The following is a 9,238-nucleotide window of genomic DNA, read 5'->3' on the forward strand; positions in this document are numbered from 1 at the left end:
TAACCTCAAAGAAGGCATTCAAGAGGAAGCCAGTAACGTCAAAGAAGGCATTCAAGAGGAAGCCAGTAACGTCAAAGAAGGCATTCAACAGGGAGCCAGTAACGTCAAAGAAGGCATTCAACAGGGAGCCAGTAATGTCAAAGAAGGCATTAGTGAATCTAAAACTCCAAGAGACACTGAATGATTCCAATGTTGGCTCTTAGGCAAAAAATAACTTAGAAAATTAGCGAATAGACCTCTTGCATAAATTAATAATGAGAACCCCACTCTACCTTTGGCTTATATCAAAGTCTCCCCTTTTTGTTTACGGGGACAGGTTAAGGGTAGGGTGTTAGTGAATTTTCCAAGAGGTCTAATCTTGATTTCTCATGACCAGAGAAGTCACAATTTAGAAATCAAAATATAGAATATTTTCTCTTGCAATGCTTGTACTCCAGAGCAAAAATTTTTGCAAGAGGTTTATTTTTGGATCAATGTTCAAACAAATCTTTAAACTGTAACAAATCCAAGGAAACTATTGTTGGCAGAAATTCAAAACATTCTTGAGCAATTTTCCAACGTTCTTCTCGTTTGAGCATTTCTGTTAGCTTGTGCTGCACACTAAGTAAGTAGCGCACATCATTGGCAGCATAACTCAGTTGAGCTTCAGATAAACTAGCGGCGTTACCCCAATCAGAACTTTGAGAGCTTTTATCAAGTTCTACTTGTTCTAACTCTTGCACCACATCTTTAAGCCCGTGGCGATTTGTGTAAGTACGGGCTAATTTACTAGCAATTTTGGTACAAAAAACAGGTCTAACCTGAATCCCCAGATTAGCTCGCAAAGTGGCAAGGTCAAAGCGAGCAAAGTGAAACACTTTTACGACATTCGCCGCTGACAAGAGTTTTTTTAAGTTTGGCGCATCAGCTTGTCCTTTGGCGATGCGGATTGCAGTCACTTTCCCGAATTCGTTGCACAATTGCACAAGACACAACCTATCGCGCTGTGGCAATAATCCCATCGTTTCTGTATCAACTGCGATCGCTGTAGATTCTAAATACTGTACTAGAGCCGCGTCACTGAGGTCGCGATCAATCACCTGAAAATCTTGTAATGTCATGAATTGTTCAAAAATAATACCAGTGTCCAGCAAATAAAAGTCTTGTCAGACACTACATTATTATTGTGCAAAATAATCATAAATTAAATCTACTTAGTACCGCAAGGCGGAAGTCACGCATTCAAAAGTCAAAAGTCAAAAGTATTATGGAATGGGCTTTTTGGGAATTTTAAATGGTTGCTCTATTTACGCCGTGGCGTACTAGTGCGAAAGAAAAGCTGTGTAAGGTAGACTTCGCCTTGATTATTAGTAGCAACGCCAATTCCAGTGAGGTTGTAATTTCCTTTAAGGTTCTTTAGATGTCCGGGACTCTTGATCCAACCAGTAACTGCTTCGTCCACAGGGTTACTATATCCCCGATTGAAAGCAACATTTTCCGCCGCACTGCTGTAGCGAATAGGGATAGCATTGACTCGTCGTTCAAATCCCTGATGGCTAAATGGGGTTTTACCTTTAGCCATATTCTGACTATGAATTCTTGCCTGTCGAGTGATATTTGCATTTAGGGTCAACTTTGGCAGTCCTTTAGAAGCCCGATATCGATTAATTTCGTCAAAAACGGATTTTTCTAGCTGCGTAGTTTTAAAAGTAGGAGTCGATATTGCAGCCTGACTGGAAAAAAGCGACAACAGCTTATTACGGGTGGATGTATTCGTAGAAGGATTATTTGGTATCGGAACAGTCGTTAACCCACTAGCAAGGACAAGCGCACTTAAAGCGATGCCAAAAGCAGTTTGTCGGAACATGGAGAATTGCGTAATATGTAGATATATAAGACTTATACTCTACCCTATTGTTCCGACAATATATACCACGATACTATTAAGGATTGATGAATTTTGGCAATCTGGCTACATCCTTGTATAGGAAGTACAAAAAATCATTTCCAATTGTCAATACTTCAATAGGTCAGCTTCGTAAAATCACGGTTATTTTTGCTGCTCATTTAGGATTTTCATGAATTACTAAAAAAATAATGTAGTATTCAATAGATAAATGTCATTGAAACTACATTATTCAATATGTAGCAAAAGCTTTGCTAGCAGGCTGAAGTCTGGGGAATTTGAGAAAAAACCTAAATTTTATCAAATCTATCAGCGAAAGAAAATTTGTGTGAAGTAGATTTCGCCTTTACTGTTGCTAGCGACACCAATCCCCGTTTTATTAAAATTACCTCTGATATTGGCTAGATGCCCTGGACTTTTGAGCCAGCCTTGAACAGCTATCGTCACAGGATCGCTATATCCCTGGTTGTAAGCGACATTTTCACCAGCTGAGGTGTAAGGAATACCGACTGCTTTAACACGTTGTGAAAATCCCGTATGTCCAAAGGGAACTTTATTATTAGCCATGTCCTGACTGTGAATCCTGGCTTGATTATCGATGGCAGAATTACGAGTCAGCCTTTCTAGCCCTTGGGAAGTTCTGTAATCATTAATTTTGTTAAAAACCGACTGTTCTAGAGCAGCAGTGTTGATGCTAGCTGCAATATAGCCAGTATCACTTAATATATGTGAAGATTCTGGCATAAAAGTTGGATTTGTTATAGGAGTAGCGAGCGCTCCACTACTGAAAATCATAGTGCCTAAAGCAACGCTGTAAAATATTGGTTTAATCATTTGCCTGAAGTAAACTTTTAGACAATGTAACTAACTAATATCAATGTGACAAATTGCTTATAGGTCTATATAGCTTTATTTATACCTTTATATGTGCAAAAACTACTAGTAAGCGTTTAAATTCATGACTTTGCAAATAAATAGTGCTGTTTAATGGCTAACTATCTTCTATCATTAGTATGATTGCTTTTATCTAACTACATACTGTACTTAGATAATCACATAGTGTAATTACTAGTTTTTTTCATTTTTTTAGTTCTATATTATGCTTATTTGTCTTCACAGTTCAGCTATTTTACTGTTTTTAGGTATATTCAATAGCTTTGTTTTTGTCTAAAAAGCAGTAAAAACCGATTGTGAAAATTGAGGCTACAAAATGTTAAGATATTAATAGCACGGATTTATTCAGTAAAATGTCTGCGTGATTTAAGCTACCCTTAGTTAAGGGTTTCTAACTCTTCCTGTACCACGCGCAGCACCCGCGCAATGTATTTTGCACGTCACTGTTCCCGTTCCTTAGTTACTTTGGCATCCGGCTCGTAAGCTTCAATCTCAGTAGCCGATAAAATACCTTTAACCTTTAGCAACCGTTCAATAGTGTCTAGCCGCTCATGCAGCACGGATACCTGATCGGTCAAAGCCATGACGATCGCTAACAATTATTATCAATTTGCGAATTATCTAAGTAAACTGGTCGTTTACCCTTAGCTATTTTTGCCATCGTAAGACCAATTTTCCCAAAATTAAGACTAGACATAGCAAAAAAAGAAACTCAGACGAAATCTAACTTTCTCATTACGAATTACGCTAGCGTTTGCGTAGCGTCTCGTAGAGAAGCGGTAGCGATCGCAAGTCAGACGCTCCTACGTCGCTAACGCTTTGCTATCGAGTACCAAAACGAGCGTCATTACGAATTATGAACGCTTACTTGGTTGCAGCAACTACAAACCAAGTTCTTTGGCTGCCTGAATTACCATTTTTAGACAGACTATTTAGTTACATTTGCTTTTTATGCTCCATTAGGCAATACGCTTAGGTTAGCGCCAAAAACCTTAAACTGCGTAGGTTGGGGAGCCACTGCGTTGGACGGGTTCCTCGGCTTGTTCGCTCTTAGCGTTCCCGGAGAGCGAACAGCGTCTCCGTTAGGAGAAGGGTAGCAAGTGGCGTTTGAGGAACGTAGACGCATGGAAGGCGGCTTCTTGAAGGGTAACCCAATATTTTCGGTAGTTTGTTGGGTTTGACTTCGTACCCCTACAGGGATCTTGCTACAACCCAACCTACGATTATCCTTAACTGAACTGTATTGCTCCATTAAGGACAAATTTCTCGAATGTCTTACCTGCTGCAAAAGCAGGCTCAGTAGCTAGCGACACCCAATAGGGTGTTGGAATTGTTGAGCCATTATTACTTTATCCCCAAGCATTTTAAGTATATTTACGCATCCACTAAGAACTTGGCTACTGTTTGTACATCCTTATCGCCACGTCCAGAGCAGTTAATTACAATCCGGGGACTGTCGGTTAGTTGGGGACACAGGGTTTCGAGGTAGGCGATCGCATGGGCTGTTTCCAATGCCGGGATAATCCCCTCCAATTTCGATAATCGCTGAAATGCCGCTAAAGCTTCTGCATCCGTCACACTATAGTATTCGGCGCGACCAGTATCCTTCATATAACTATGTTCTGGGCCCACACCCGGATAATCTAAACCTGCACTAATTGAGTGTGCTTCAATGATTTGCCCATCCTCATCTTGCAGAAGATAGCTCATTGCTCCGTGCAATACACCAATTCTTCCTTTTGTCAATGTTGCTGCGTGTTTTTCGGTATTAACACCTTCTCCTGCTGCCTCAACCCCAATAAACCGTATAGAAGACTCATTAATAAACTCATAAAATAGTCCCATAGCATTGGAACCACCGCCCACACAAGCCAAGAGAATATCAGGCAATACACCCCACTTTTCGATTGCTTGGGCGCGAGTTTCTTGACCGATTACTGCATGAAAATCACGTACCATCATCGGGTAAGGATGAGGCCCTGCTACCGAACCCAGGATGTAGTGAGTTGTTTCCACATTTGTCACCCAATCGCGGATTGCTTCAGAAGTGGCATCCTTAAGGGTTCCCGTCCCTGCCTCCACCGGACGCACTTCTGCCCCCATCAGCCGCATTCTAAACACATTCAAAGCTTGGCGTTCCATGTCATGAACACCCATGTAAATTACGCATTCTAGCCCAAAACGAGCGCAAACTGTGGCTGTGGCAACTCCGTGTTGTCCAGCACCTGTTTCGGCAATAATCCGTTGCTTGCCCATGCGCTTTGCCAACAATATCTGACCAAGGGCATTATTTATTTTATGAGAGCCAGTATGATTTAAATCCTCGCGCTTTAAGTAAATTTGCGGCCCCGTGCGATCGGGTCGAGCATAATGAGCAGTCAGGCGTTCAGCGAAATATAATGGTGTGGCACGTCCTACATAGTCCCGTAACAACTGCTGTAGTTCTGCTTGAAAACCAGGGTCATTGCGGTATTGCTGATAAGCTGTTTCTAGTTCAGTAAGAGCAGGCATCAGCGTTTCAGGTACATACTTACCGCCGAAGCGTCCAAAGCGACCTAGCATATCGGGAACCTGAGCAATTGAATTTGGAGATAGGGGAGTGGTAGTCACGGGCTGTTTTCAATGACGGGAATGACTTAATTATTATAGAAAGTCTGGGGCATATCTAGCTTATACCTGGGGACTGGAAACTAAATTTTTCATCAATACTCAATGCCCCATGCCCCATGCCCAATTAGTTTGAATTCCTCGCAATGGATTTGTAATGTTAGCCTAGAAATTGATATCCCAGCAGAAGGGTAGCGTAGAAGTTTCCACTGCCTTTGAAATTTTTCTTAATAAAGATTTATGTCTTCTTCAAATCCCAAATCTTCCGATAAAGGCTTTGTCTACCGCGAATTTGGCAACGACAACTTTGCCGCTACAGAAAGACCAATTCCAGAACTCCCTGCACAACAGCAAAATCTCAAAGTACAAGCTTCCCGCAAAGGACGCAAAGGCAAAACCGTTACAGTGATTAGCGGTTTTCAAGCCAAACCAGAAACCTTGGCAGATTTGGTAAAGCAGTTGAAAACCCAGTGCGGTACAGGTGGAACAGTTAAAGATAACGAAATTGAAATTCAGGGCGAACACAAGCAAAAAATTGTCGAGATTTTGACCAAACTAGGTTACAAAGCTAAAATTAGCGGTGGCTAATCTTGAGTGCGCTTTACCGCATCTTATACCGTAACCTAGTACCGCAAGGCGGAAGTCACTCATTCAAAAGTCAAAAGTCAAAAAGCTTGTGTTGTCAGCTTTTCCCTAATTGTGAATGGTATCTCTATTTACGCCGTGCTGTATTAAATTAAGAGAGGGAATGTTATCTTTGAAAGGTACAAATATGCTTGAGCAGTAGTAAATCACTTTGCCAACAAGCTATTTTTTGTGAGATAAATAGGAGGTTTAAATGGATTTAGTTCGGATTTTGTGTGCCATTTTCGTGCCGCCTCTGGGAGTTTTTTTGCAAGTAGGTTTTGGTATAGACTTTTGGATTAATATACTTTTGACACTTTTTGGTTATATTCCTGGGATTATTCACGCAGTGTGGATAATTGCTAAGAAATAATTTTTCGTAGAGGTTAAGTTGGGTGTAGAAATTTCGACAGAGGCAATTGATTAATTGCCTCTACAAAAAGGCTTCTAAATTGGATATCTGCATCTTGAACAATAATTCAGAAAAAAGTATTGTGAATTGTGCATTATTGTTAAAAACTTTGATGGTATATTACAAGACTGTAGCGAAAAAGTAACTATTTTTTGACTTAAAATAAATACTCTAAAGATACGAGCAATCATGTGTCCAAAGTATAACTTTGTGTAGCATAAAATACCGAATTAGCTCTCATTTTTGAACATAGCATAGAGTCTAAACTCCAAAAGCAAGGGGCAGATGTGCAATTGCCATTGCACAGTTGAGACGTTCAAATCTTTGATCAACCCAGTGTTTATATCTAGTACCCAGCCATGAACCATAGGCGCTTTTCGCTCATAGAGTGCCTGACGCATGACGGAAGTTTGGTAAAGATTTTTTACTTGCGCCACAACATTGATTTCCGCCAAACGATTCAGACGTTCTTCTCTTGTTGGCAAGGCATCAATTTCTTCTCGTTTCTGTAAATACAGTTCCCGAATCGGATTTACCCAGTTATCAAGAATTCCGATAGTCCTCCCTTCTAAAGCCGTCTTAATTCCTCCGCAATCGTAGTGACCACAAACAATAATATGTTTCACTTCAAGATGTAAAACTGCATATTCTAAAACAGCTAAAAAGTTAATATCTGTAAGAGAAACTTGATTGGCAATATTACGATGTACAAAGAACTGTCCTTGTTCTGTACGGGTAAAGTTTGTTAAGGCTAGACGACTATCAGAACACCCGATGTATAGAAAAGGTGGTGTTTGTCCACTAGATAACTCTTGAAAGTAAGTTGGGTCTATAGCTAATTTTTCGGCAACCCAAGCCTGATTATTTCTGAAAAGTTCATCAATGCTGTTATCTTTCATCTTTCGTCAAATTCGAGAGATAATCTCATAAATATTTTAGCTGATTTACAGTTTTCTATAAATCAATATGAACTTTTTCAGAGCTAATATTTTTATAAATATGACATTTTTTATACGGTATTAATAAAATTATTGTATAAATTTTCAAAAATTGAGTAAAACTTTAGAGAAAAATAATATGTATAAATTTAGAAAATTAGCTAAATAAAGTAAAACTTTTATCAACTAAAATCTAAGCGTTCAGACTGACTACTGATTTAAAATCTTCATCTAGCATTTAGAGATATTTTTACACAGAGATTCTGTAAGCATAATCATTTTAAATCACACCCTAAACTATGCATTTGAGTCAATCAAGTGCGGCGGAAGTCTTGAATACTGGCTCTTTCAATACACAGAGACACTTTCGGATGGTAGTAAGCTAACTTAACAAAGATGCCAAATCTGAGGTTGAGATATTAAGGTAAGGATTCAATCGGGGGCAACTACTTCGTTATCGTGATGATGGTTGATTGACCAACGGTGATCAACAGTCATAGAAGAAAACTCGCAAATTTCTTCTAGGCGTTTTTGCTGCACGGCAGCTTTACGCAGAGTAATAATTAGTTGATTTACCTGATGCCGTAAATCTGGATTATCATTTACAGCTAACATGGTTTGTCTTTCTAAAAGTTGAAGTATAAGTTCGTAGTGAATAGGAGAAGGTAGAGGAATTTGCTCCATGAAGTTAAATTTTGATTTCATATTTGAGATTGTGTATCAGTCAGAGTTTGTCTTTTGTAAATAAATTGTTACATAATAAATAACTAGTTGTTTATGGCTTTGATTTGATTAGCAATGAAGATTTAGCAAAGATATGATGATAGTTGATGGCAATGTGCTGCGTGTCCATGCATAGTGTACCCAATTTACCAACTATTGTATGCAGTTAGTTGCCCTATGCTAAGAGGCGTAGGGGAGGTGTTTATTTCAGAAATTCCTCGGCAATATATGGGCGATCGCAGCGCCGGGATCTGGTTGTTTTACCAAAGATTCTCCAATGAGTACAGCCGATGCACCTGCTGTCAGCACCAAACTCAGATCATCTGGGTTGTGTAGTCCTGACTCGCTGACAACAAGGATGTTTTTCTCCTGCAATTGGCTACCTCTTGCAGCTAAAAGTTGGCAAGTAGTTTGCAAGTCAACAGAGAAATCTTCCAAATTGCGATTATTGATTCCTACTAAGGAGACCCCATCTAAGGCTAACACACGGTCAAGTTCTGCCAAACTATGAACTTCAACCAAGGTTGCCATTTTCAGATTGTTAGCAATTTTAAGGAAGTATTTCAAATCTTGATCGCTCAAAATAGCCGCAATCAACAAAATAGCATCTGCACCCTGAACCCGCGCCAAGTATATCTGATAAGCATAAACGACAAACTCTTTGCACAGTAGGGGCAAATCTACAGCAGCCCGAACCTTTGCTAAGTTGTCAAAACTACCTTGAAAGAACTTGACATCCGTTAGCACAGAAAGACAACTAGCGCCACCTTGCTGATAAGACAGGGCGATCGCTACTGGGTCAAAATCTTCTCGTAAAACGCCTTTGCTTGGTGAAGCTTTTTTAACTTCGGCAATCAATGCTGGCTTTGTCTTACCTTGACGCAAAGCGGCGACAAAATCACGGGTTGGCGGTGCAGTCAGTACCCGCTTCCGTAATTCTTGCAAAGGAACTTTTTCCCGCATTTGGTCATATTCTACTTCTTTCTGCCAGACAATTTCCTCCAAGATGTGGTTTGGCGCTGCATCAGGCACGACAGCTTGATAACGCAATATCGATACATCAATAGCTGGGTTAGGTGAACGGCGACGGATTTGCATAATTGGGGATTGGGGAATGGACAATGGGTAATGGGGAATGGTGAATGGGGAATGGGG

At 40.1% G+C, this 9,238-nt stretch carries 11 protein-coding genes; 3 read left to right on the plus strand and 8 right to left on the minus strand.

The annotated features are described in order from the left end of the window. A partial coding sequence (locus tag ACFFAP_RS23665) for a hypothetical protein (RefSeq protein WP_375513516.1) occupies positions 1-184 on the plus strand: 184 nt, incomplete at its 5' end. A gap of 286 nt (positions 185-470) precedes the next feature. On the opposite strand, the gene ACFFAP_RS23670 is transcribed toward ACFFAP_RS23665, so the two are convergent. The 5 genes from ACFFAP_RS23670 to trpB all read right to left on the minus strand — a co-directional run bounded on the left by ACFFAP_RS23670 (position 471) and on the right by trpB (position 5,389). Next, positions 471-1,100, minus strand: a complete 630-nt coding sequence (locus ACFFAP_RS23670; RefSeq protein WP_375513517.1) for a ribonuclease D — start codon at positions 1,098-1,100, stop codon at positions 471-473. Positions 1,101-1,282: 182 nt separating this feature from the next. After that, entirely contained in the window at positions 1,283-1,846 is a 564-nt protein-coding gene (locus ACFFAP_RS23675) for a CAP domain-containing protein (protein WP_375513518.1), read from the minus strand. Between the two features lie 348 nt (positions 1,847-2,194). Further along, positions 2,195-2,719, minus strand: coding sequence for a CAP domain-containing protein (locus ACFFAP_RS23680; RefSeq protein WP_375513519.1), 525 nt, complete (start codon positions 2,717-2,719; stop codon positions 2,195-2,197). A 500-nt stretch (positions 2,720-3,219) separates the two neighbouring features. Beyond that, positions 3,220-3,363, minus strand: a complete 144-nt coding sequence (locus tag ACFFAP_RS23685; RefSeq protein WP_375513520.1) for a hypothetical protein — start codon at positions 3,361-3,363, stop codon at positions 3,220-3,222. Between the two features lie 790 nt (positions 3,364-4,153). Continuing rightward, positions 4,154-5,389, minus strand: a complete 1,236-nt coding sequence (gene trpB / locus ACFFAP_RS23690) for a tryptophan synthase subunit beta (RefSeq protein ID WP_375513521.1) — start codon at positions 5,387-5,389, stop codon at positions 4,154-4,156. Positions 5,390-5,626: 237 nt separating this feature from the next. Between trpB and ACFFAP_RS23695 the strand changes: the two genes are divergently transcribed. Next, a complete protein-coding gene (locus tag ACFFAP_RS23695; RefSeq protein WP_375513522.1) occupies positions 5,627-5,974 on the plus strand; it encodes a translation initiation factor in 348 nt (115 codons plus the stop codon). A gap of 250 nt (positions 5,975-6,224) precedes the next feature. Further along, the gene (locus tag ACFFAP_RS23700; protein WP_322672109.1) at positions 6,225-6,383 is read left to right on the plus strand and encodes a YqaE/Pmp3 family membrane protein; all 159 of its coding nucleotides are present in this window, start codon (positions 6,225-6,227) and stop codon (positions 6,381-6,383) included. A gap of 269 nt (positions 6,384-6,652) precedes the next feature. Here the strand turns inward: ACFFAP_RS23700 and ACFFAP_RS23705 are convergent, their stop codons facing one another. The 3 genes from ACFFAP_RS23705 to trpC all read right to left on the minus strand — a co-directional run bounded on the left by ACFFAP_RS23705 (position 6,653) and on the right by trpC (position 9,181). Next, positions 6,653-7,321 carry a carbonic anhydrase gene (locus tag ACFFAP_RS23705; protein ID WP_375513523.1) on the minus strand — a complete coding sequence of 223 codons (669 nt, stop codon included), beginning with the start codon at positions 7,319-7,321 and terminating at the stop codon, positions 6,653-6,655. A gap of 471 nt (positions 7,322-7,792) precedes the next feature. Continuing rightward, on the minus strand, positions 7,793-8,044 hold the full coding sequence (locus ACFFAP_RS23710; RefSeq protein ID WP_375513525.1) for a DUF5340 domain-containing protein: 252 nt from the start codon (positions 8,042-8,044) through the stop codon (positions 7,793-7,795). Between the two features lie 246 nt (positions 8,045-8,290). After that, positions 8,291-9,181: an indole-3-glycerol phosphate synthase TrpC gene (trpC, locus tag ACFFAP_RS23715; RefSeq protein WP_375513526.1), complete on the minus strand. Its 891-nt coding sequence runs from the start codon at positions 9,179-9,181 to the stop codon at positions 8,291-8,293. Between the last annotated feature and the right edge of the window lie 57 nt (positions 9,182-9,238).

It is taken from the genome of uncultured Nostoc sp., from assembly GCF_964245575.1.
Taxonomy (GTDB): Bacteria; Cyanobacteriota; Cyanobacteriia; order Cyanobacteriales; family Nostocaceae; genus Nostoc.

Coding starts and splice junctions, on each gene's coding strand:
- ACFFAP_RS23685 (WP_375513520.1), bottom strand. CDS start 3,363: ATGGCTTTGACCGATCAGGTATCCGTGCTGCATGAGCGGCTAGACACT.
- ACFFAP_RS23710 (WP_375513525.1), bottom strand. CDS start 8,044: ATGGAGCAAATTCCTCTACCTTCTCCTATTCACTACGAACTTATACTT.
- ACFFAP_RS23675 (WP_375513518.1), bottom strand. CDS start 1,846: ATGTTCCGACAAACTGCTTTTGGCATCGCTTTAAGTGCGCTTGTCCTT.
- ACFFAP_RS23670 (WP_375513517.1), bottom strand. CDS start 1,100: ATGACATTACAAGATTTTCAGGTGATTGATCGCGACCTCAGTGACGCG.
- trpC (WP_375513526.1), bottom strand. CDS start 9,181: ATGCAAATCCGTCGCCGTTCACCTAACCCAGCTATTGATGTATCGATA.
- ACFFAP_RS23695 (WP_375513522.1), top strand. CDS start 5,627: ATGTCTTCTTCAAATCCCAAATCTTCCGATAAAGGCTTTGTCTACCGC.
- ACFFAP_RS23700 (WP_322672109.1), top strand. CDS start 6,225: ATGGATTTAGTTCGGATTTTGTGTGCCATTTTCGTGCCGCCTCTGGGA.
- ACFFAP_RS23705 (WP_375513523.1), bottom strand. CDS start 7,321: ATGAAAGATAACAGCATTGATGAACTTTTCAGAAATAATCAGGCTTGG.
- ACFFAP_RS23680 (WP_375513519.1), bottom strand. CDS start 2,719: ATGATTAAACCAATATTTTACAGCGTTGCTTTAGGCACTATGATTTTC.